This is a genomic window from Aliikangiella litoralis, assembly GCF_052495765.1.
Genome location: NZ_CP199292.1, coordinates 964620 through 987161 on the forward strand (window position 1 = coordinate 964620; position 22542 = coordinate 987161).

Genomic DNA, 22542 nt, shown 5'->3' on the forward strand with positions numbered 1-22542 from the left:
TAATTTAGCCTAGGAGTTTTAATTATGAGTATTTTAAAGAAGATAGTTACAGCAATTCGTGGAGGTGCTCGTGAGGTTGGTGAGAGCATTGTTGATACCAATGCTATTCGAATTTTAGAGCAGGAGATTGTTGATCAAGAAAAAGCAATAGCCAAAGCTAAAGATTCATTGACAGAAGTCATGGCTGACCAATCAAAAACTGCGCGACAAATTAACGCACTGAACGATCGAATTGCAGAGCATGAAAAGTATGCAACTCAAGCTTTGGAAAAAGGTGACGAAGGTCTAGCTTTAGAAGTGGCCGAAAAAATTGCTGAGTACGAAAATGAAGCTGCTGAATTACAGCCTGTTTTAGATAATTATAAAGCAAGCGTGGCTAGCTTAAAAGATCAAATTCGTAAAGCAGAAAAGGCAATTCAAGAGCATAAACGTGAATTATCAGTTGTTAAAACAACAGAGAGTGTGCAGAAAGCACGAGTATCTGTTAACTCATCACTTTCATCTGGTGTTTCTAAATCTTCGGCAGCGCGTGAGTCTTTGAGTCGAATTAAAGAAAGACAGCAGAGAACTGAAGATAAAATAAAAGCTGCAGAAGAGTTGAATGCTGAAAATACAGATCAAGCACTAAAAGACAAGTTAGCTAGTGCAGGTATTGGCGATACAAAATCAAAAGCAAATGATATTTTGGCTAGATTAAAAAATAAATAATCATTTGAGCAATTAATTATATTAAATTATCAGGCGAGTTTTTCGCCTGTATTTTTTGAGAAAAAATATGTTTAATAAATTATTCGGAAAAGATAAAGAGTCAGTTCGTATATTAAATAACCCTGAGGAATTACAGGTTGGTGATATGCTTGAAATGGTTGATTCATTTGGCTTACCAACTCAAATTCGTGGAAAGACATTTCAAGTAATGTCAGTTAATACTTATGAGTATCAAAGCGAACGTGAAACTGAATTTATGATTCAGGGGGATGATGCCGGAACATTTCATATGACAATTGAAAATGAAGATGGTGAAATGTTTGTAAACTTCACACTGAAAATCGAACGTGATGAGGTTGAAGCATTACTTGATATGGATACTTTTGGTATGGTTTTCGATGAGGATATTTGTCGCGAATCGATCGATGTTATTGGTAATGCAAGTTCTTATGAAAGATGGGTTGCTACCAGTTATCGCCAGCAAGGAGAGTGGTATCGAGGCTATTATTACAAAGGCGATTTTAGAAAGAAGGAAGTTTCTTCTTATGAAAGTAAAGATGCTGAACCTTTTGAAGCCGTTGCATTAAGTTCCGATGATGATATGCATTTTATTAATGTTGAAGTCTGGGAAGATGGAACAACAGATGTCGCTTTGGGTGTATCAAGACCATTGAGTGATATAAAAGCCTTGTATGGAAAAGTGTAAATGGATAAAACAAAGCGAAAGTGGAGTAAACAAGCAGAGGCTGCTAAAGCAACTCAGGTTGCATTTGATGTGAGCGAGTCTTTATATCATTTCATACAATTAAAATCAGTTGAAGATAAACTCAAGCCATCAGATTTTATTCGCAAAGTTTTAGGGCTTGACTTTAAAAGTAAAAAAGTTAGACCAAGATTAACGGTTACTTTAAGTCATGATGATTATCAAAAGCTGGGGCAAGAATTTAATATTGATCCAGATGATCGAATTGCTATAAAAGCAGCGGTAACCAATAAATTAATTGGTTTAGCAAAAAATAGTTAATAAGCAATTTATTATAGTGGTTATAAAATAAAGGGGGGAATATGCATAAACCTAAAGGTGCTGGTGGTACTAGTGGTGGAGTCGGTCGTTATTTGATTGGACTTTTAATGATGTGTGTTGGTACCTATTTATTTTTATCAAAAGTTATCGTGACTAGTGGTGCTTTTTCAAGTGGTTTTGGCTTTGGCACTCATTTATATGCTGTGGGAGGTGGTTTTGGTATTACTGGCGGTATGATATTAATTCCATTCATTGTTGGTGTTGTCATGATATTTTGGAATAGCAAAAATTTGTTAGGATGGATTCTTGCAGGGTTTAGTATTATCGCTCTTATTGCAGGAATTATTGTTAATATTCGAATGACTTTAATGCCAATGTCTGCGTTCGATATTATTGTATTATTAATTCTGATGGCTGGTGGCGCTGGGTTATTTTTTAGTTCATTAAAGAGTATTGAAACATAATAGGCATTGAATAACTTGTTTTCTATTTTTTTTTGTTATGATATGTGCTTTTTTTACTCTGTTTAGCTTGATAGTTATTTGAATTTTCTCTCCGCTGGTTTTGTTTCTTTGTATGAGAGAACTGGCTCGTTTTTGCTGAATGAGATAGTGCTGAATTAAGTTGTTTAATTTCTTTATTAGTTAAGTTTCTCCATTGGCCAATTTTTAAGTTTCCTAAATGTACAGACATAATTCGAGTGCGTTTTAATTTAACAACTTCATAGCCTAGATATTCGCACATACGACGAATTTGACGGTTTAAGCCTTGGGTAAGTACTATCTTAAATATAAAACGGCTAATAATATCAACTTTGCAGGGTTTAGTGACGGTGTCTAAAATTGGTATTCCATTTGACATTTTTTGAGAAAAAGTATCATCAATTGGCCTATTCACGGTTACGATATATTCTTTATCATGTGCGTTCTCTGCACGTAAAATTTTATTAACAATATCACCGTCGCTGGTTAAAAAGATTAGGCCTTCTGAGGGTTTATCAAGCCTTCCAATAGGAAATATCCGCTCTTTATGATTAATGGCATCAATTATATTTCCTTTAATATGTCGTTCAGTCGTACAGGTGATTCCAATAGGTTTATTGTAAGCAATATAAATTCTATCTGTTTTGTTTTCTGCACTTGGCATTATTCGTTTGCCATCAACCTGTACGTTATCAGTTGCTAGTACTTTCGTTCCAAGTTGTGGTTGCTCGCCATTAATTGTTACTCGCTTTTGTTCTATGAGTTTATCGGCTTCTCGTCGTGAGCAAAAACCTGATTCGCTAATAAATTTATTAAGACGCTTTTCCAATTAATTACCTATCTATAGTTGTTGTGTTATTGGATTTTTTTTCAGCCAATCAAAAGCTTCTTTTTCAACTGCTTTAATATCATCATACTCCATATTTTGTCTAACTTTTGTTCGATTGTTTACTCCTTCTAATGACCCCCTTTCTGCTGCAATAACAAACCAAAAGTAAGCTTTTTTAGGGTTTTTAGCAAGGCCTAATCCTTGGTGATAATGGATACCTAATTCATTAGGAGCATCGGCATAACCAAGTAAGGCTGACTTAGTTAGCCACTTTCTTGCTAGTAAGTAATCTTTATTTTCATTTTGATAGAGCAAAGCTAGGAGATATTGGGCATAAGCATTATTTTTGTTGGCGGCTTTTTGAGCATATGTAAAAGCCCGTTTTATATTTTTGGGTATTTCTCCACCGCGAATATAAATATTGGCTAAACTGGCAATTGCTGGTGCAAAATCTTGGGCCGCTGATTGTTCATACCAACTTATGGCTTTACGAATATTTTTACTAACAATAATTCCTTCTTCATAAAGGTATCCCATCATTTGTTGGCCCAATTGGTTATCCTGCTTAGCTGCTTTTAGTGACCAGTTATAAGCTTGATAATTACTTTGTCTAACTCCCCAGCCCCAAAAGTACATTACCCCTAATTTTGCCTGAGCTTCTGCATTATTTAAATTAGCTAGTTTTGTGTATTCTTCAGCTGCTAAGTCATAATTTTGTTTATCGTAAGCTTCATTTGCTTTTTTTATATCTGCATAAAGTGGACTGATTAAAATACAAAATGTACACAATAATAAATAAACCACCGATTTTAAAAATGTCATTATGAGCCTCGCAACCTTTTTTGATGGAATTAACTGAATTATTTTAACACTTTAGACGCGTAATTTGTTAAATCAAATATAAATTTATAAGGAGGTAGTTGTGAGGTTTCTTTTTTATTATTTTGTAACTGGTAGTGTAGTGTTTAACCGTTTTGTTATTTTTTCCTTCATATTACTGTGTTAGCATCATTTGCATATTTTTCAGGTGCCTAATGGATAATCGGGAAGTAGGTATATAGTCCTATGTTGCCCCCGCAGCGGTGATAGAGTAAGTTGTTTTACAAAATGATTTTACTCTTCAGTCCGGAGACTGGCCTGTCTATCAATAATTCAGGCGGGGTGTCCTGTTGTTATAGTCACTGTTTTTCATTGGTTATATCATGCCGCATGTAACGCTTAATTTGCTTTGTAAAGCTTAGGAGTGTACTGTGAGTCATTTTCGTGATTTTATGTTTTGCTTAAAGTTTATGTTAATTTTTTTATTATTCTTTTAAGTATTATGATGCTTGCATAAGGAGCTGTTTGAGTGAACTCATTTTATTGACTCTGTTTGTAGGTAAATATCAATATAACCTAAAAATTAACTCAAGTTTGTAAGCTGGTTGGATTATTATAGTAGTAGTTCTAAATTATATCGTTGCTATAAAATGACATTGGGATTACCTGTATTATATACTTTTCGACGTTGTCCATATGCTATGCGGGCAAGAATGGCATTGTTTTACAGTGAGATCAATATTGAGTTAAGAGAAGTTCACTTAAAAAACAAGCCTGAATCAATGCTTGCAATTTCTGCAAAAGGAACTGTCCCTATACTATTATTGACTGATGGTAAGGTTATTGAAGAAAGCAGAGAAATCATGCTATGGGCTCTCAAAAAGAATAACCCAGATGATTGGTTAGTAACAGACAAACAATCGCAAATTAAAAGTCTAATTGATTTTAATGATTCTCAGTTTAAATTATGGTTAGATCGATATAAGTATTCAATACGATACCCTGAAAACTCCAAGCTGTATTATAGAGAGCAAGCCGAGATTTTTTTAATGAGATTAGAAAATAACTTAACTAAGTATGAGTATTTACTTGGACCATCAATAAGTTTGGCTGATATTGCTATTTTTCCTTTTATTCGCCAGTTTGCTTTTGTAGATAAAGGTTGGTTTGATAACTCGAATTATATTAATCTGAAAAAGTGGTTAAATCGACTTATGAATTCAGAATTATTTAATCAAATAATGCATAAATATCAACCTTGGAAATTAGGTAATCCTCCTATTACTATGTTTAACAAATAATGAACCAGATAAATTATGTGCTTACTTAATGGGAGGAAGTTCCGTTTACATTCTTACACAACAAGCAGGGCAAACTAGTGGTTTATGGCAATGAACATGGTGGAGGTTATTTTCAAAAAAATGTTACTTTGAGCGGTATTGTATAGCTAAATCACTATCAATTGGCATAGAGAAAAGTCAGGGATTTTTGTCACTATTAAGGCGTCTGGCGCAGTGCATAGCCGCTCTATAGACAAGTCAGACAACGAAAAGAGCGGCAAAAATAACGGCTTTTATTGTGACAATTGATAGTGATTTAGCTATATATTGTTGTTCTTGATCCGTTAAGCTGTAAATAAGTTTTCATACTTTGTGATTAAAAAACTTTAAATTTTCGGCTATATTGGGGATTATTAATTAGTCGAAATACTACACAATCTACGAGTGGAATATTGAGTGGTGAAAATAGTGCTCTCACTAGAGCACTATTTTGTATATGTATATAAGCTAAGTTTGCATGAAGCCTATGTTGATTAATAAATACTATTTTATTTAAAGTAGAGAGGAAAGCTGTTGTTCTAATTTTATTTGATCGGCAGCAAATGACCGAATACCTTCGGCCGTTTTTTCTGTTGCCATTGCATCTTCATTCATTAACCACCGGAAATCGCTTTCTGTTAATGGTTGCGGTTTGTCTCGTGTGCTTTGGGTGGGGATTAATTTTCTTGTAACGACTTTATTAGTTGAAGATAGCTCTTCCATTAATGCTGGGCTAATGGTTAAGCGATCACAACCTGCCAGTTGCAAAATCTCACCGATATTTCTAAAGCTAGCTCCCATGACAATTGTGCTGTAGTTCATTTGTTTATAATAGTTATAGATTTCTGTGACTGACTTTACTCCAGGATCATCTTCTGCAGCTATCTCTGTTTTACCCGTCGATTTCTTATACCAATCTAAAATTCTTCCGACGAAAGGAGAAATTAAAAATACGCCGGCCTCGGCACAGGCTCTTGCTTGAGCGAAGCTAAATAAAAGCGTTAAGTTACAATGAATACCTTCTTTTTCGAGTATTTCTGCAGCGCGAATTCCTTCCCAAGTTGATGCTATTTTAATGAGTATTCTTGATTTATCGACATCAACCGATTGATAGAGCTGGATGATTTTCCGTGCCTTGGCAACGGTTTTTTCTGTATTAAAAGATAAGCGAGCATCAACTTCTGTTGATACTTTACCAGGTATGAGCGATAGTAATTTTTTGCCTATTAAAACACTTAGAAAGTCACTTGCTTCAATGACTTGTTGAGATTTATCTGATGATTGTGTCGAGGCGTACTGAATGGCTTCGTCGATTGTTGCAGAGTAGTCTGGCAGTGCTGCTGCTTTGAGTAATAATGAAGGGTTAGTGGTAGCATCTTCTGGAGAGAAATCTGCAATGGCATTAAAGTCGCCTGTATCAGCAACCACCGTCGTCATTGTTTTCAGCTGTTCAAGTTGACTAGGCATGTAATAGCTCTACTTATGAATTATTTTACATGAAGATAGAGGGTTAATTATTTTGAGTCAATAGGCTTTTCATGACGAAAAGCTATAAACTGACTAAACGGCTAAAAAATATTTCTTTAAGAGGTTGGGTATCGGCTAATAAGCTTCCTTTTAAAGATAAAAGGAAGCTTATTTATAGAGGGTTAGTCTATTAAACCATATTGTTCGCGTAATATTTGGATTATTTCAGCTCTAGGGTTTTCTGATAAGATTAATTTTTGACCGGTAATTTTTTCGGCTATATTAATATAAGTTTGAGATACATCCATTAATGCTGATTCAGGTAGAGCATTATCTTTTGCTAACGCTGCACGTTCGGGCATTCTATCTTTATTGAGTAAAATATCAGGTTCAGGGAAATGATTAAGTAAGAATTGGCGGAACGATTCTTTAGATTTTTCAACAATTTTCCCTTCTCTTTGAGAGGGACCATCCCAAATACGTGATGAATCTGGTGTGCCAACTTCATCCATATAGATTAATTTTTCGGTGCCGCTTTTATCTGTTACGTAACCAAATTCAAATTTTGTATCGACAAAAATTTGGTCAATTTTGGCTAGTTCATCACTAATAACATCAAAACCTTGTTTGAGTAATTTTTCATAAAGATCAATGTCTTCTGGTTTGCTAAAGTTAAAGGCTGCATAGTTATCTTCAATATTTTTGCGAGTAATATTGACGTCATCTTGAGCTGGTACTCCGGGTATATTTTCTAAAATACCTTTGGTTGATGGAGTAATTAATAACTTTGGTAATTTTTGATCTTTCTCTAGATTATCTGGTATTTCAATTCCGCAAAACTCTCTTTCTCCTTTTGCGTAAGAGCGCCACATTGAGCCTGTAATATATTGACGAGCAATTGCCTCTATCATTAGTGGTTTGGCTTTTTGAACAATCCAAACAAATGGGTGAGGAATATCAAGAATGTGGCTGTCTGCTAAGCCGTTTTCACGAAATAGTTTAAACCAGTGATTAGATATAGCATTTAATGCAGCGCCTTTACCGGGAACACCATTCATTCCACCTTCACCGTGCCAAATGCAATCAAATGCCGAAATTCTATCACTGATAACCATTATGGCTAATGGTGCATCTGAAGCTACATCGTAGCCTTTTTCTTGAATCAACCGTTGACTATCTGCTGGTGTTAACCAGTAAACGGAGCGAACTTTACCGCTATGTACGGGAGCGTCGGTGCGTATTGGAAGATCATTATTAACCGCCAATACTTTATCAGCAAGACTCATATCAAACTGTCCTCTTTCATTTGTGGATCTTTAAAAGGTAGTCTAAAAAATCGAACAAAGTGTTCGCGAGCCCTAAATTATGTCTACTCTTAATGGACAAAAGATGGGGATTTCTTAGACGCAGAATTATACCAGAACAAAATTTAGTCGCCAGTGGTTTATCGCGCTCCATCTTGTAAAACGGCAATAACAAAGATGAGTTTGGTTTAGTTAATGAATATTATTGATATGCCAACGGTTGCGATTATACTGCCAATTAATGCGTGTGCAGATATTTTGTGTCCTTGAAACCAAGCAATTAGTAATGAAAATATAATGCAGCTGGCAAATAACGATTGCACAATAGCCGCTTCAGCATGGGCAAATGAAAACATTTGTAAGCTCATAGCGATAAAAGTGCCAATAAAAGTGGCCACGAATAAATGTTTCCATGTTTGTTGAGTTGGTTTGTTAGGAAGCCAGTTAGTTTTGCTAAAAAGCATGACAGGAATAATGAATATAAGCCCACCGCAAAGACGAATTAAGCTAGCCGTTAATGAATCTACATTGGTATTGAGTAATACATCACGTCCTATAACTGCTCCCGCTGCCTGACAAAGCGCAGCAATGGCAGCAAAGCTGAAACCAGACCAGGTAAAGTGGGTGTTAGGATCTTTCTTTTTCTTGCTTCTCAAAACAATATCAATACCAAACAATATGATAGCAATAGCCATCCACTGGTATGCATTAAGCCATTCCGATATCCAGAGAATAGCCAGTATTGCGGTAAATATTGGAGCGAGTGTTTCTGCAATTAATAGGGTAGATCTTTCTCCCATTTGGTTAAGTGCCGCAAAAAAAGCGGTGTCACCAATACCAATTCCAATTACTCCACTTAACAAAAGCCAAAGAAGGTTCGATTGGGTAGGTATTTGCCCATTAATGAAGACAACAATAATGGCGAGGCCTGTAATTGATATAATACCTTTCCAGAGGTTAAGTGTTAATGGATGAAAAGCACTACCTAACTGTCGAAAGAATACAACGGCAATTGACCAACAAAATGCTGTTGCTAGTGCGGCTATTTCTCCGATGAAAGACATTGCGTAATAATAAAGACAACTTATTTTATTAGATGGGAAGAATATACGTTTAGTGCTTATTGTTGATCAATGTTTTTTGTCAACTTTACCCACTTTAATGGCAGGTTTGTTCTTTAAACTAATGAAAGTGTAAATATTAGTTAAAAGTGCAAGTTTAACTTTCATTCAATTCTTGCTTGAGTTAGGTTAGCCCCTTTTATTTGGGTTCTCAGTCATACGAGTGTTTTTTATCACAGTTGGGTTATTAGTGTGTGCTTTTTTAAGTGTTTAAGTAGTATCGGTAAAAGTTTATCCATTATTTTTTATATTCTTATTGCTTCTGTTACATGTGGGATCCCGTATGTTCAGTCTTTTGAAGATGATGCATTTGAGGAAGGTGAGTCTGTTGTTGTTGTGACGAGTTTACGCCACCAAAAAGATAATGCGTTAATTAATGATTTTATTTCAAATGAAGAGGTTGCACGCCAGCCGTCATCTGTTGCCGAGCTTTTGGAGGTCGAGCAAGGACTCGCTATTAATGGGCAGCCCGGTCTTCTTCAAACCGTTAGTATTCGAGGCCTAGCTCGTCAGCGAGTACATGCTTATGTTAATGGTATGCGAATTACTTCTGAGCGACGAGCTGGTATAGCTGCTTCGTTTATTGATCCTGTTTTACTCGCTGGTGTTGAGGTTACTCAGGGACCCGCTTCAACTTATTATGGTAGTGGAGCGATTGGTGGTGGAATTCATTTAGTGACGCGCCAAGATGATGCTCTTTGGATGAAAGCAAGTGTTGGTGGCGATGGTAATGAATGGTTAACTGCTGCGGGAACTGGTGGCGATCACTATAGCGCAGGTTTTGCTTTTCGTCAGCGTCAGAATGGTGAGACTTCACAAGGAAGCGAAAAAAATAATCAGTTTTCTCAGCATTCGTTATTTTATCAAAGACATTTTGAGTGGCAGAACTACAAACTTGATTGGCAATTCATTGAAAGTCAAGGTGACGATATCGGTAAAGATAATAGTAGATATCCGCAAAATAGAATCACATCTTATCCTGAAGAAAAGCATGTCTTAACACAGTTGACATTAACATCAGATCAAGATTGGGTTACAAAGCTATATTTACATCAACAGAGTTTATTAACTCAAGATGTCAGGCCAGAAGTACGCATTAATCTGGTTGAAACTGATTCATTAGATATTGGTGCATCATTGGAAAATCAATGGCAGCAAAGTGGATTTAATGGCCTATTCGGCATTGATTACTTCGCTCGACGGGATGTCGACAGTCAGGAAAAAGAAACTCATTTAGATACCTTGTTAGTCACTCATACTCAACCTTTATTAAGTGGTAAAGAAAATGAAATCGCAGCTTTTTTTACGGCTAATAAAGCGTTTGATGGTTGGTCTATTCATTCTGGTTTAAGGGTGAATTATCAGTCACAAAATAGCCAAAATAGTTCTCAAATATCAGATAATTTTACAACTTACTTTTTAACGGTTAATAAGCCCGTGACTCAACATATTGATCTAACTTTGAGTTATGGAACCGGCTTTCGTTTTGCGAGTTTATCTGAACGTTTATTTACTGGAACGACTGGTCGTGGTCAGACCGTTGGTAATATCAATTTAAAGCCAGAAGAATCAACTTCGTTTGACTTAGGCTTGAGATTTCAAAAAGATGATTTTAAAGCAAGTATTAATCGTTTTAAAACGACGATTGATCATTTTATTGAAAGGAGCAGCATTGATGATAATACCCGAACTTATCAAAACTTATTGAAAGGAGAGTTAGTCGGTTGGCAGTACGAATTTAATTATAATGCTAATAAACAACTAGGCTTTGAGTTATCTGGGCAAGGTATACATGGACAAGATCAACAAGGAAGGGCGCTTGCCGATGTTCCTGCTAAAAGACACCAGTTGTCGATTGATTATTTACAAGGTGACTGGTCTGCTCGTTTAAGTTATGTGCATCGGTTGAAAAAGAATACTGTAGTTGATGGAGAGCTGCCTTTGGACACCGCCGAAATTGTTAGATTTAAATTGGGTTATCAATTCAACCAAAACTGGGTATTGCAAATGAGTATGAATAACCTGCTTGATGAAGTCTATTACGCATCTAGTGATGACTTGAGCACTTTAGCTGCTGGCAGGGAATGGACTTTAAGTTTGTCTTATCATTAGGTTTGTACCTGTTTGGGGGATTGATGAATATTTTTGAAATTAGGTTTATCTAAAAATCATGTAGGCGTAACCATTTTGTCGCAATCCATTTTTCGCCTTTTTCGACAGGACTTCCACCATGTAAGGAACGTTTATCTAAATAACCTTCATGGTTAGCATAAGCAAAGAAAACGGCATGTCCCTCATGAGGTAGTACATTAAGTCCTATTTCTGGAAAAATAGTGGAGCCACCGGCTTCTACATTATTCAAGTACATAATTAAAGTAGCGTAGCGTTGACCACCTCTACTTCTGCTTAAGCTCTGTTTATTACCCGGATTTTTGGGGTCAAAGTAGTCCCAGTGAGGTCGATATTCTTCTCCGGGTTTGTAATTTAAAACAGAAATAGATTCACCACGAGTAACAGGTATTTTTAATAAGTGGCTAATTCTTTGTTCAATACGTTGAATGACATCAAACTCGCCTCTTTGAAAAAAACAACCCTGGCTTGATCGTGTTGGATCAAAATCATAGTTTCCATTGACAGGGTTAACCACGGTTGATGGTTTTAGGCGGGGTTTAGATAGCGCTATTAGCTGATGACACTCTTCAGGTGAAAGCAGTTCTCCAAATTGAACGACTCGTGGGCTGTTCAACGACATTAATATAGGAACATTTCTATCTCCAGCATTGGGTTTATCTTGGCCTTCTTTTATTTCGTTTGTGCTGGGTTGTTGCTGTGATAGCGCTTCTTCAGTTGAACGGTTCGGCTCTTTATATGAGGTTTTATTAAAAACTTGCTGTTTAAATGAAAGCCCATCAGCCCATTCTTGTTTAATTTTTGTCATCTTCTCGTGATTCATTACCATATCCTTTAATCTGTAAACTACAGTTAAACTCATAGATAAATCAATAGGACTAGTTCACAAAAAATTTAATATTTAACCGAACAAAGGTTTGATAGAAGCTTCTATTTTATTTGGACGCGTTTTATTAATTTGTCGTTATATTAATGTTACAGTAGAATTTTGCTTTTAAAATAAGAGCTTAAAAAATGAAGGTAATATACCCTTTTAAGCGGAAAGGGTATATTAATTGGTTCTATAAAAATACCGTTCAAATGAGGCTAGTGATTTAAACTGCAATAATGACACGTATCGCTTGTAGTTGTAATTGAGAGCCTTTTAAATATTTTTCTAATAATTGTGTTTGGTTTTTAACAAATTGGATTTCTTCTTCACGAATGTTAGGGTTTTTCTTGCGTAATGAAAGAAGCCTGTTAACTTCTTCTGTTTGTGATTGGTGCATATCACTAACGACAGAATCAAGCACTTTTTCTGCTTGCTCGTGCGCTTTTTTATCGGCAAAAGCCAACATTTTTCTTAAAGCTGTCGCTTCACTTTTTAGCGCTTGTCTTGAGGCATTCTTCGGTATTTTATGGCACTGTTTACTCAGGTTTTCATGAGATACTTTATCGGCTAAATTATTGCCATTTATATCTGTTAATATGCGAAATGCTGTGTAGGGTAAAAAACGTTGGGCTTGTAAATATTTAGGGGCAACACTTTCAACATGATATAAAACTTCCATTAAAAGTGTACCTGCTTTAATGGCTTTGTTTTTTAACACGCATACACTAGCATTACCTTTATCTTCTGATAGTACTAATTCAATAGCGCCATTAACCATCGGATGTTCCCATGACAAAAATTGAATATCGTCTCTTGCTAAAGCTATATTTCTATCGTAAGTGGCTGTGATTCCATCTTCTGGCAAACTAGGGAAAGCGCCGATATACATATGATCACCGGGTTGAACAACATAAGATTTTAAAGAGTGATCTTCAAACTGAACACCAAAGCGGTCCCAACAAGACTCCATAAAAGCTCGGGGAGTTAAGCAGTCTCGTTCTGATACTCTTTCAATTAGCTCTTCTGCGACTTGTTTGTTGTAGGAGGCTAGTTCAAGTAATTTATCTTTACCTGACTCCATGGCTTGATTGATTTCTGAAGCAACTTTTTGGGTTGTTTCTATAAGCGCTTGCTGTTGAGACTGATCTTGATACTCTATGATTGCATCGAACAGCTGAGCTTTAGTTCGTTTAAATATTGCATTGCCTGCTGCATTTGTTTTTTCAAATGCATTCATACCAACATGATACCAGTTGAAAATAACTTCTTGCGCACTGTTTTGCATGAAGGGTACATGTATTTCAATGTCTTGCTTTTGGCCAATCCGATCAAGACGGCCAATGCGTTGTTCTAATAAATCGGGATTGGCAGGTAAGTCCATTAACACCAATTTGTGACTGAATTGAAAGTTTCTGCCTTCACTGCCTATTTCTGAGCAAAATAATACTTGAGCACCATCTTCCAGATCAGCAAAATGTGCCGCTGCTCTGTCTCGACTAATGATATCCATATCTTCATGAAAGGTGCAGCAATTAATACCTATTTTGAAACGGCAATGTAAATCTAGGGCAATAGCTGTATCTTTGTGGGCGCAAATAATAAGAATTTTTTCATCTAAGTTGGTTTTTAAAAAGTTCTTTAACCATTCTATTCTAGGATCAAATTGTGTCCATGAGTCATCATGATCTTGTGTTTCAGGGTGTAAAAGTAACTCTACTGTTTGTTGCAGAGTATCTCCCATTGCTTCGAGATATTGTTCACAGTTTTCAACAGGGTGTGGAATAACTTTTCTTTTTGGAAAACCTTGAATATTTTTACGCGTGTTTCGGTATAGTACTCGTCCGGTTCCATTTCGATCGAGTAATTCTTTTAAGATCACTTCTCGGTTTGTTTCTTCAATCGTTAAATCGTCAATGTATTGTGCAATCTTTGTTTTAAGTGAATCATCCCAAACTTGGTTGTCAATTAGTTCAGAAACTAGCTCTGCAATAGGTTGATAGGCTGCTTGTTCTTCAATAAATGCCTGTAAGTTGTGGAAACGATCTGGGTCAAGTAGCCTTAAGCGGGCAAAGTGACTTTCTTGCCCAAGCTGTTCAGGGGTTGCTGATAGTAGCAATAAACCTGGTGTTTGTTTCGCAATTATTTCGACTCGAGTATAGTCTTCTCCTGGTTTACCCGGTTCCCACTCTAAGTGATGTGCTTCATCAATAACCAATAGATCCCACTCTCCTTCAGCAATTTGTTTTAAGTTGCATTGGGCAAAGAATTCGCTGCTGCACAGTACGAATTGTTCTGAAAGAAATGGATTTTCAATTTCAATATCTTCAAGATCCACGGATTCACCAAAATCTAGATCATCTAAATCACTTAATGAATCAACACGTTCTTGGTCGAATATGCTGAAGTGCAAGTTGAAACGTCTAATCATTTCAACAAACCATTGGTTGACTAATGGTGCTGGAACTACAATTAAGACCCTGTGTGCTCTGTGGTTTAGCAGTTGTTGATGTATAATCATGCCTGCTTCAATGGTTTTACCTAAACCAACTTCATCAGCCAATAAAACCCTTGGAGCATAACGACTACCTACTTCAGATGCTATATAGAGCTGATGACCTATTAAGTCTACACGGGGCCCTTGTAATCCATTTATTTCACAGCGCTCTTGTTGTTCTTTGGCTTTCATGGCCGCATAACGTAGTTCAAACCAGCGAAGAGAGTCTATTTGACCTGAAAATAAACGATCGGATGCTTTATTAAGCTGCAAGTAGTGATTAAGTTGGGTTTCTGGAATAGGTATAAGTTCTGTACTTTCTGGGTTTTCTTTACTCATATAAACCAGAATATCGTTTAGCGGCTGGACATTTTCTACCACTAAAACTTCGCCGTGCAGTGTTTCTATCTCATCTTTAGGCTGATAAGTAACTCTTGATAAAGGCGCGTTATTTTTAGCGTAGGTTCTTTGGTCTTCACTAGCAGGAAAGTAGACGGTAACTAGTCGGTAATCTACTTCTTTGATAATTCCTAATCCTAATTCGGTTTCATTTTCACTTAGCCAGCGCTGGCCAACGGCAAATTCAGTCATAGTCTACTTTAAGAAAAATTGTCAATTTGCATACTTCATACTTTAAAGTCAGTATAAGAGCAATGTTGGAAAGGCGCGGATTATAGCACCAGAGAGCCAAGGAAATAAGCGTTTATTCCATTCTTTTTTATAAGCCTTTTAATAGAATGGTATTCGGTATGAGTCGATTGCTAAGAAGTATTGTAACGATTTTAGTTAATCTCAAAGTGAAATTGTAGTGTTTGGCTCTCTGGCTTATGACATGACATAAAAGAGTCAGTTTGAAACCTGTTTGAAAATTATATTTATGCAATGTATTGCTTTTAAGTCGGTTCAGGTGAAGTCGATTAAGGTGAAGTTCTGGTAATGGTTTCAATTTTGTTATTACCTATGTTGTTTTTTTTGTTAATCTAACTTTTCACTACGAGGTGTTAAAAAGTACCGGAGGATTTTTATGGAGCTATTTGCTACTGACAGGTTGTGTTTGAGAGAGTTAACAATAGAAGACGCCCCTTTTATATTAAAACTGGTTAATGAACCTTCTTGGATAGAAAATATAGGTGATAAAAATGTCCACGATATTGAGGGAGCTAAAAGTTATCTACTACAAGGACCTATTAAAAGCTACCAAGAAAATGGTTTTGGTTTATATTTGATCGAGTTAAAAAAAGGGCATACGCCTATTGGTTTATGCGGCTTGGTCAAGCGTAAAGAATTTGACTCCCCAGATATTGGCTATGCACTTATACCTGAGTTTTGGGGATTAGGGTTAGCTTCTGAAGCTGCTAAGGCGACCTTGAATTATGCCAAGCAAAAGTTGAATATTGAGCGTGTTCTAGGGCTTACATCATTAGGTAATGCAGGTTCTATCAAAGTACTTGAAAGAATTGGTTTAAAGTATGAGAAAACAGTTGAATTGCCTGGCTATAATGGCGCAAGCCGTTTATTCGTACCTGCATAAATAGTTCAATCGACTAATAATATAGGGTGCATTCGATTAGGTACCCTACATTTCTACTACAAATTATAAACAGATCTCGCCTGAAACATCATTCAAAATATTCCGATTGTTTATATGAGATGGAATATCCAATGAAACCAAGTACTCGTTTTGTCAAATACATCAGCTTTTTAACACTGTTTTTTTCGCTATCCTGTATGGGGTTGGCAGAGCCCGAAATAGTGCATGAAGAGATTAATCCTTTGATTAATGATTATGTATTAGAAAAAGATAAGCTTGATAGTGAAGGAATACCAGACGCTTCATCTGAAGAAAAAAAGATTGAAGTTATAGGACAACGAAATAGGGCGAACAGTGAAGTTGATGAAGATACTAAAAAGTTGCTTAAAGTACCTGGTATTGCGGGTGATCCTTTAGCCGCCGTATACAGCTTACCAGGTGTTGTAATGGCAGGGGGCGATTATGGTGGTCAACCAGCAGTCAGAGGCTCTTCACCTGATGATAATGCTTATTATATAGACTTTATGCCGGCAGGTTATATCTTTCACGCATTTGGTCCCAGTATTTTCAACGAAAATCTAGTGCAAAAATTTGATTTATTTCCGGCTGGGTTCGGGGCTCAGTTTGGTGAAGCAACAGGAGGTATTATTGACGTTTCTTTACGTGATCCGCGTAACCAGGATTTTGCTGGGACTTTTGATTGGAGCTTTTTACAAACAGGGGTTATGGTTGAGTCGGGGGTAGGTGAGAACCAAGCTTTTTATGCATCATTTCGCAAAAGCCTTATTCATTTATATATCGAAGAGGGTGAAGAAGATGAAGATGGTATTACATTCTATAAGGCACCTCAATCTGATGATTATCAATTTAAATATCAGTGGTTAATTGGAAGTAATCAAAAGTTTACTCTCAGTGCTAATGGTGCCAGTGATTATACTCGGGCTAATTTAGCTAAAGAATCTGAAGAAGGAAGGGCAGATCCCGAGTTTGTCGGTGATATTTATTACGATGAAAATTTCGATAGTATTGGAGCACGCTGGGAGCTATTTACAAATAATGGGGGCTACTGGAGTTTAGCTGTTTCTCAACTAAAAGATAATGAGATATTGACTTATGGAGATGGTCAATACATTGATCAAAGCTACCAAGAAGACTTTTTTCGGGGGTATTACCAAACGAATTGGTTTAAAAATCAAAAGTTAACCATTGGAGCTGAAATTCGACAATTTAATTTTACTTATCGTTTTGATTTCATCCCTTATTTTTGCACCGATCATCAGCAAGATTGCGAAAGCCAGAGAGGAGATAGAATAGCTGATTCTGCAAAATTAGAACAATCGACTAATGCTTTTTATGTCACTAATCAATGGAAAGTGGCTTCCGATTTAGATGTTGAGCTAGGGATCCGAGGAGAGTATAACGATTATACTGAGGAGAATATTTGGATGCCAAGAGCTGCGATTAACTGGCACGCAACAGATAATCTTTCATTCAACGCTAAAGCTGGGCAGTATACTCGTTTTCCTGATGCTGAAACCGCCATTCGCTTACTTGGTAACCCAAATATTAAGTCACCGTTGGCCGATCACTTTTCTATTGGTAGTAAGTTCAATTTTTCACCTATTTGGCAAGCTGGAGTTGATATATATGTGAAGAAAATGTCGAAACTTCCGTTGGCATTAGCAGAGGATGATCCTGACTATAATATTCATTATACCAATGAAATGTCTGGTCAAGCTCATGGAATTGAGTTACTTGTTGAGCGAGATAAGGCTGATGGATGGTACGCTTGGGCATCGCTAAGCTGGTCTAAATCTGAAAGAACGAATGAACGAACTAATATTACCGAAGATTATTATTTAGATACTCCGCTCATTTTTAATATGGTGGCTAATTATGAATTGAATTCACGGTGGGACTTTGGTGCTCGGTTAACTGTAAGAAGTGGTCAGAAGTACACGCCTATTATTGGATTAAGACCGAACGAATATCATGATGGTCATTATTTGCCTGTATACGGAGAGCTGAATGCTAAAGAGTTGCCCGTATATCATCGTTTAGATTTACAAGCTGAATATAAATTTAATGCTTGGGGGCTAGAAGCTGCTTGGACATTTGCTGTCATTAATGCGCTAGGACATAAAAATGTTGAAGGTTATTATTTTGCCCCTGATGGCAATGAGACATTAGATAATTTTATTATTGCTGAGCAGGAGGGAATAGAAATGTTTCCGGCTATAGGGTTTAAGTTACATTTTTAGCGTAGTCAGTGTTTACTTTGACAATATTTGGCTTCTACATTTTCTGACAAATTAACTACAGGTTAAATAAGGAAAGCAATATTTATTTTGATATTATAAACTTTGAGTAACTGAATCAAAGGTCATAATACCAGATGAAACAAATAGTGAGCATCATTGCTCTTAGTTTACCTATTACTATGAGTAGTTCTATTGTTTTCGCTCTACCCAGTGAAGAGAAAGCGTTGTTTTATACTAATGACTTGTATGAAGAGACAAAACTTTCTTCTGGTAGTTCCAAAGAAAATCAGATAGAGCTACTAGAAGCCGATAATGAAGAGAGTAATTTTTCATATGATTTTAAGTTACTAACGGGCATTGTTTACACTAATAACCTTTATTTAGGCTACGATGAGAAAGGCTTTAATCCAGCTCTCACTCTTACACTTGATATGGATTATTATGACTTTTTCTTTGAGTCGAATAGAAAAAACCGCATCAACAGTGAGCTTGGTCGAGTTTATATTGGCTATCATTTATGGGAAAACGATAACTATCAGCTTGATATTATTAGCGGGAGTTATGCGCCAGCAATTAGCAAAGAAAATGAAGATGGTGAGCCAGTTCCAGAACTGATTAATTTAAACGAGCGTGAGAATGATTATAACTTTGGCGCAAGGTTTAGCAAGCTTGATGGCTCAACCTATTATTCTTTGGAACTGGTCTATGATTTAGCATCGTTAACACATAATGGATGGATATTAGATAGTTATGCAGGCAAGGTACATACCATTGGTAATTGGGATATTACATATGGTTTAGGTCACACATGGTACTCTGAAAATACAAGTAATTATTTTCTTGGTATTAAGAAAGAAGAAGTTGCGCCAGGTATAAGTAGTTATAAGACAGGTGCTTCGTATGCAATTAATTTAGAGTTTTCAGCACAATACCCAATATCTGAAAGTTGGGTTTTTGAAGCAACTTTAACTCATAATTGGTTATCAAAAAATATTAGTGAAAGTCCATTAATTATAGACGATAGTATAACAATAGCACTAATAGGATTTGGCTATGTATTTTAAGGGAATAATTACGAGTTTGTTAATATATTTTACAGGGTTTGCTACATATACCTTGGCTGAGAAGTCTACATTGTTACCTATTAGCTTAGATTTATTACCCAATAAGTGTGTTGCGTTAAGAAAAGGAAGGGAATGTTTTGCTAAAATTAATGTTCGTTGGCATGCACAAGTTAGTGGTAATTATTGTCTACGTCGACAAGCCGATAAGCTTATTATTAACTGCTGGAAAAATCAAATGCAGGGTGATTTTTCATATATATTTCGTTCACAAAATGCTGAAATTTTAGAGTTGATTTTTGAAAATTCTGATAACGTTATTATTACTGCACCGATTAAAGTCAGTTGGGTTTATAAGTCGAAAAAAAGAAAGGGACGTTGGAGAGTTTTTTAATTAAGAATATATTTCACCTATATCAAACTGTAGGAGTAACACTTGGAAAGCTACGGAAAAATATTACTAGTTGAAGATGATGTCTCTTTAGCTCAGTGGATAAAAGAATATTTGCAAGAACATGGTTATAACTTAGTCCATACAGAACGTGGAGATCTTGCTGTTCAATCCTTTAGTGAGGAAAAACCAGAGTTAGTTTTACTTGATGTTATGTTGCCTGGATTGGATGGTATCCAGGTTTGTAGAGAATTAAGAGCTATTTCAAAAGTTCCTATTATAATGTTGACAGCTAGAAGTGATGAGCTTGATGAAGTTATTGGATTAGAAGTGGGAGCGAATGACTATGTTGTTAAACCAGTTAGGCCACGGGCATTATTAGCAAGAATAAAAGCCTTAATGAGAAATCAAAACCAAATGGAAGAGTTATCTAATGATGAAGGTAGTTTAACTTTTGGTGAATTAAATTTAGACTCTAATGCTAAGCGAGTGATTTGCCAGGGTGTGGAAATAAACTTTTCTTCTAGCGAGTTTGAGTTTTTGTGGTTTTTGGCAAAAAATGCAGGGAATGCGGTAAATCGTGATCAAGTTTTTATGGCGTTAAAGGGACGAGAATATGATGGGCAAGATCGACGGTTTGACTTAATGATATCTGTTTTAAGAAAAAAGCTTGGCGATAGCTCTCAAAATCCTCAAAAAATTAAAACCATTTGGGGCAAAGGCTATTTATTTGTAGCTGATGCTTGGGGTTAGTATTTGAAACGCATTTATTTTAGCATTTTAGTTACAGCTCTTATATCTTTATTTGTATTAGGAAAATTGCTCGATCGAGTTTTTGATGAACAATCAGAATCTAATGAGCGTGCAGAGTTTATTGTAGAGCGTCATTTTTTTTTAGGACTTAGCCATATACTCAGCAGAAGCAATAATGATGAATTAAAAAATGCTGTAGAAGCACTCGGTCACCAGTTTCAAATAAATTTATCCTTAGAGGCGAAAGAAAACTTATCTCTTAATCCAGAACTTGAGTCACAAATAGATTCTGATGAAGGTTTACTAATCGATTCTGACTCTGAAATCCAACTTATTCGTCAAATTAACAATCATCCTGATTGGCTATTGGTTTATTCAATACATAATACTTTAGATGTTGCTAAAGAAGATGATTTTAAGCTGGAGTTCTGGTTAACACTTTTGTTCTACGCTAGTTTTTGTGTTGTTCTACTAATTTGGGCTTTTCCTTTAACTCGCAGGCTTTCAAAACTGAATAAACTCGCATCTGATTTTGGTGCAGGTGATTTATCTAAAAGAATACAACCAATTCGTTTTTCTTACATTGAAGAGTTAGAGAGCAGCTTTAATCGTATGGCAAGTCAAATTGAAGAGTTATTAACGGAAAATAAAGTATTGGCTGGCAGTATTTCTCACGATTTAAGAACGCCAATCTCTTGTTTAAGATTTGGCGTTGATGCTGCTTTGGAAACCCCAAAGTTAGAGAAAAAAAATTATTACTTAGAACGTATGGATGATGATCTACAGCGTATGGAAAATATGTTAGAGGCATTTCTTGATTATGCCAGTTTAGAGAGAAAACGTTTTGAGTTGTCTAAAACCAAAACTAATATTATTCATTTGATTGATTCAACTATTACTGCTTGCTCTCCGTTAGCCGAAAAGAAAAAAATTAAAATAGAGCTGGTTGACGAACAAAATACTCTAGAGCCTTTAATTGATGTAGACCCTTTTTGGGTCGGTAGAGCTGTATCAAATTTACTGACAAACGCAATACATCATGCCAAGAGTAAAGTGGAAATTGAATGTGGTTACTCAAATGGTTTAATCAAAATATCAGTAAATGATGATGGTAAAGGAATACCTGAAGACGAAGTCAAAAATATTTTTAAAGCATTTGTTAAGCTTGATAAAAGTAGAACACAAAATAATCATTTCGGGTTGGGTTTAGCGATAGTAGCAAGAGTGGTTAGTTGGCATAATGGAGAGGTTAAAGTTAGTCGTTCAAAAAAACTTCATGGTGCATGTTTTACACTTTACTTAAGCGAAGAGCAAAGTTAAATATTTTAATTTTTAACTTGATTAGGCCTTTATGAGCTATTGGGTAAAGCAAATATTACCACTGTTACTAAAACAATAAGTACTCCAATAATAATGATGAGTTTTTTTGAAGAAAACATACTTTTTCTTGGCGGAGCCTCTTGCTCTTTTAGCTGATGACCACAATGAGTACAAAATACAGAAGAGACTTGTAGTGTATGGCATTGATCACATTCAATCATCTCCCCATGTTCTATTTTTTCTAACAGCTGAGAATAAGATGTTTGTTCTTCACCTTCTGGAACTAAAGTAAAGCAGGTTTCTGTTTCTGTCACTGTAATGTGAGTTAGTTTCGCTTCTATTCCACAACTCATTAATGCTTGTTGATATTTATAAGCGTCTTTGTGTGGAATATCACGCTTAAAAACTTGTTGCTTTCCATTAAGGAGACCATCTACTTTATTAACAGAAGTATGAAATAAATTAGCCGCTTTTTTTATAGCATCACCTCTTCCAAAGTCTTCGAGCAGTTTTCCTGTTAAAATGACATTGAAATGATCGAAATTTTGATTATTCATAATTTCTCTCTAGAAATATTAAAAATGAGAGGACTATTTATTAATATTTAAGTTGTATCGGTTATATACAAACATAACTTATATATTAACTAATTTCAAA

Annotated in this window: 20 protein-coding genes and 1 riboswitch; of the genes, 12 read left to right on the forward strand and 8 right to left on the reverse strand. The window is 35.9% G+C overall.

All coding sequences use genetic code 11. From position 1 onward, the window contains the following. The first annotated feature begins 24 nt into the window (after window positions 1-24). From ACT5E3_RS04140 to ACT5E3_RS04155, 4 genes are all read left to right on the forward strand, one after another. On the forward strand, window positions 25-708 hold the full coding sequence (locus tag ACT5E3_RS04140) for a PspA/IM30 family protein (RefSeq protein WP_444997048.1): 684 nt from the start codon (window positions 25-27) through the stop codon (window positions 706-708). Window positions 709-775: 67 nt separating this feature from the next. Next, a complete protein-coding gene (locus tag ACT5E3_RS04145) occupies window positions 776-1414 on the forward strand; it encodes a hypothetical protein (RefSeq protein WP_444997049.1) in 639 nt (212 codons plus the stop codon). Continuing rightward, complete coding sequence (locus ACT5E3_RS04150; protein ID WP_444997050.1) at window positions 1415-1732, forward strand: hypothetical protein; 318 nt, start codon at window positions 1415-1417, stop codon at window positions 1730-1732. A gap of 41 nt (window positions 1733-1773) precedes the next feature. Further along, window positions 1774-2196, forward strand: a complete 423-nt coding sequence (locus ACT5E3_RS04155) for a hypothetical protein (protein WP_444997051.1) — start codon at window positions 1774-1776, stop codon at window positions 2194-2196. Between the two features lie 22 nt (window positions 2197-2218). On the opposite strand, the gene rluF is transcribed toward ACT5E3_RS04155, so the two are convergent. Both rluF and ACT5E3_RS04165 read right to left on the reverse strand, forming a co-directional pair. Then, the gene (gene rluF, locus ACT5E3_RS04160; protein ID WP_444997052.1) at window positions 2219-3043 is read right to left on the reverse strand and encodes a 23S rRNA pseudouridine(2604) synthase RluF; all 825 of its coding nucleotides are present in this window, start codon (window positions 3041-3043) and stop codon (window positions 2219-2221) included. A 12-nt stretch (window positions 3044-3055) separates the two neighbouring features. Next, the gene (locus ACT5E3_RS04165; RefSeq protein ID WP_444997053.1) at window positions 3056-3865 is read right to left on the reverse strand and encodes a tetratricopeptide repeat protein; all 810 of its coding nucleotides are present in this window, start codon (window positions 3863-3865) and stop codon (window positions 3056-3058) included. A 186-nt stretch (window positions 3866-4051) separates the two neighbouring features. Continuing rightward, window positions 4052-4198, forward strand: a riboswitch (cobalamin riboswitch). A gap of 377 nt (window positions 4199-4575) precedes the next feature. Between ACT5E3_RS04165 and ACT5E3_RS04170 the strand changes: the two genes are divergently transcribed. Then, window positions 4576-5163, forward strand: coding sequence for a glutathione S-transferase (locus tag ACT5E3_RS04170; protein ID WP_444997054.1), 588 nt, complete (start codon window positions 4576-4578; stop codon window positions 5161-5163). A 531-nt stretch (window positions 5164-5694) separates the two neighbouring features. On the opposite strand, the gene tal is transcribed toward ACT5E3_RS04170, so the two are convergent. The 3 genes from tal to ACT5E3_RS04185 form a co-directional block, all read right to left on the reverse strand. Continuing rightward, window positions 5695-6648 carry a transaldolase gene (gene tal / locus ACT5E3_RS04175; RefSeq protein ID WP_444997055.1) on the reverse strand — a complete coding sequence of 318 codons (954 nt, stop codon included), beginning with the start codon at window positions 6646-6648 and terminating at the stop codon, window positions 5695-5697. Between the two features lie 182 nt (window positions 6649-6830). Beyond that, window positions 6831-7934 carry a phosphoribosylaminoimidazolesuccinocarboxamide synthase gene (locus ACT5E3_RS04180; protein WP_444997056.1) on the reverse strand — a complete coding sequence of 368 codons (1104 nt, stop codon included), beginning with the start codon at window positions 7932-7934 and terminating at the stop codon, window positions 6831-6833. Window positions 7935-8140: 206 nt separating this feature from the next. Continuing rightward, window positions 8141-9016, reverse strand: coding sequence for a DMT family transporter (locus ACT5E3_RS04185; protein ID WP_444997057.1), 876 nt, complete (start codon window positions 9014-9016; stop codon window positions 8141-8143). 249 nt (window positions 9017-9265) lie between these two features. On the opposite strand from ACT5E3_RS04185, the gene ACT5E3_RS04190 reads away from it, so the two are divergent. Continuing rightward, complete coding sequence (locus tag ACT5E3_RS04190; protein WP_444997058.1) at window positions 9266-11185, forward strand: TonB-dependent receptor domain-containing protein; 1920 nt, start codon at window positions 9266-9268, stop codon at window positions 11183-11185. Window positions 11186-11234: 49 nt separating this feature from the next. Here ACT5E3_RS04190 and ACT5E3_RS04195 read toward each other — a convergent pair whose 3' ends face one another. Further along, window positions 11235-12026 (reverse strand): 2OG-Fe(II) oxygenase, encoded by a 792-nt coding sequence (locus ACT5E3_RS04195; RefSeq protein ID WP_444997059.1) that lies wholly within the window; start codon window positions 12024-12026, stop codon window positions 11235-11237. Window positions 12027-12297: 271 nt separating this feature from the next. Next, complete coding sequence (gene rapA, locus ACT5E3_RS04200) at window positions 12298-15159, reverse strand: RNA polymerase-associated protein RapA (RefSeq protein WP_444997060.1); 2862 nt, start codon at window positions 15157-15159, stop codon at window positions 12298-12300. Window positions 15160-15592: 433 nt separating this feature from the next. Between rapA and ACT5E3_RS04205 the strand changes: the two genes are divergently transcribed. The 6 genes from ACT5E3_RS04205 to ACT5E3_RS04230 all read left to right on the forward strand — a co-directional run bounded on the left by ACT5E3_RS04205 (window position 15593) and on the right by ACT5E3_RS04230 (window position 21885). After that, entirely contained in the window at window positions 15593-16099 is a 507-nt protein-coding gene (locus ACT5E3_RS04205; protein ID WP_444997061.1) for a GNAT family N-acetyltransferase, read from the forward strand. A 131-nt stretch (window positions 16100-16230) separates the two neighbouring features. After that, window positions 16231-18360: a TonB-dependent receptor plug domain-containing protein gene (locus tag ACT5E3_RS04210; RefSeq protein WP_444997062.1), complete on the forward strand. Its 2130-nt coding sequence runs from the start codon at window positions 16231-16233 to the stop codon at window positions 18358-18360. 134 nt (window positions 18361-18494) lie between these two features. After that, on the forward strand, window positions 18495-19424 hold the full coding sequence (locus ACT5E3_RS04215) for a MipA/OmpV family protein (protein ID WP_444997063.1): 930 nt from the start codon (window positions 18495-18497) through the stop codon (window positions 19422-19424). Beyond that, complete coding sequence (locus tag ACT5E3_RS04220; protein WP_444997064.1) at window positions 19414-19815, forward strand: DUF3019 domain-containing protein; 402 nt, start codon at window positions 19414-19416, stop codon at window positions 19813-19815. Before ACT5E3_RS04215 ends, ACT5E3_RS04220 begins: the two co-directional genes overlap by 11 nt. 42 nt (window positions 19816-19857) lie before the next feature. Further along, window positions 19858-20565: a response regulator gene (locus ACT5E3_RS04225; protein ID WP_444997065.1), complete on the forward strand. Its 708-nt coding sequence runs from the start codon at window positions 19858-19860 to the stop codon at window positions 20563-20565. Between the two features lie 3 nt (window positions 20566-20568). Continuing rightward, window positions 20569-21885: an ATP-binding protein gene (locus ACT5E3_RS04230; protein WP_444997066.1), complete on the forward strand. Its 1317-nt coding sequence runs from the start codon at window positions 20569-20571 to the stop codon at window positions 21883-21885. A 29-nt stretch (window positions 21886-21914) separates the two neighbouring features. On the opposite strand, the gene ACT5E3_RS04235 is transcribed toward ACT5E3_RS04230, so the two are convergent. Further along, the gene (locus ACT5E3_RS04235; RefSeq protein WP_444997067.1) at window positions 21915-22442 is read right to left on the reverse strand and encodes a hypothetical protein; all 528 of its coding nucleotides are present in this window, start codon (window positions 22440-22442) and stop codon (window positions 21915-21917) included. Window positions 22443-22542 lie beyond the last annotated feature (100 nt).

What these genes read in the sequence shown, in the direction of transcription:
- ACT5E3_RS04210 (WP_444997062.1), top strand. Translation starts at nt 16,231, where the DNA reads ATGAAACCAAGTACTCGTTTTGTCAAATACATCAGCTTTTTAACACTG.
- ACT5E3_RS04215 (WP_444997063.1), top strand. Translation starts at nt 18,495, where the DNA reads ATGAAACAAATAGTGAGCATCATTGCTCTTAGTTTACCTATTACTATG.
- ACT5E3_RS04185 (WP_444997057.1), bottom strand. Translation starts at nt 9,016, where the DNA reads ATGTCTTTCATCGGAGAAATAGCCGCACTAGCAACAGCATTTTGTTGG.
- ACT5E3_RS04155 (WP_444997051.1), top strand. Translation starts at nt 1,774, where the DNA reads ATGCATAAACCTAAAGGTGCTGGTGGTACTAGTGGTGGAGTCGGTCGT.
- ACT5E3_RS04165 (WP_444997053.1), bottom strand. Translation starts at nt 3,865, where the DNA reads ATGACATTTTTAAAATCGGTGGTTTATTTATTATTGTGTACATTTTGT.
- ACT5E3_RS04220 (WP_444997064.1), top strand. Translation starts at nt 19,414, where the DNA reads ATGTATTTTAAGGGAATAATTACGAGTTTGTTAATATATTTTACAGGG.
- ACT5E3_RS04180 (WP_444997056.1), bottom strand. Translation starts at nt 7,934, where the DNA reads ATGAGTCTTGCTGATAAAGTATTGGCGGTTAATAATGATCTTCCAATA.
- ACT5E3_RS04140 (WP_444997048.1), top strand. Translation starts at nt 25, where the DNA reads ATGAGTATTTTAAAGAAGATAGTTACAGCAATTCGTGGAGGTGCTCGT.
- ACT5E3_RS04150 (WP_444997050.1), top strand. Translation starts at nt 1,415, where the DNA reads ATGGATAAAACAAAGCGAAAGTGGAGTAAACAAGCAGAGGCTGCTAAA.
- rapA (WP_444997060.1), bottom strand. Translation starts at nt 15,159, where the DNA reads ATGACTGAATTTGCCGTTGGCCAGCGCTGGCTAAGTGAAAATGAAACC.
- ACT5E3_RS04170 (WP_444997054.1), top strand. Translation starts at nt 4,576, where the DNA reads ATGGCATTGTTTTACAGTGAGATCAATATTGAGTTAAGAGAAGTTCAC.
- ACT5E3_RS04205 (WP_444997061.1), top strand. Translation starts at nt 15,593, where the DNA reads ATGGAGCTATTTGCTACTGACAGGTTGTGTTTGAGAGAGTTAACAATA.
- tal (WP_444997055.1), bottom strand. Translation starts at nt 6,648, where the DNA reads ATGCCTAGTCAACTTGAACAGCTGAAAACAATGACGACGGTGGTTGCT.
- ACT5E3_RS04195 (WP_444997059.1), bottom strand. Translation starts at nt 12,026, where the DNA reads ATGAATCACGAGAAGATGACAAAAATTAAACAAGAATGGGCTGATGGG.
- ACT5E3_RS04145 (WP_444997049.1), top strand. Translation starts at nt 776, where the DNA reads ATGTTTAATAAATTATTCGGAAAAGATAAAGAGTCAGTTCGTATATTA.
- ACT5E3_RS04235 (WP_444997067.1), bottom strand. Translation starts at nt 22,442, where the DNA reads ATGAATAATCAAAATTTCGATCATTTCAATGTCATTTTAACAGGAAAA.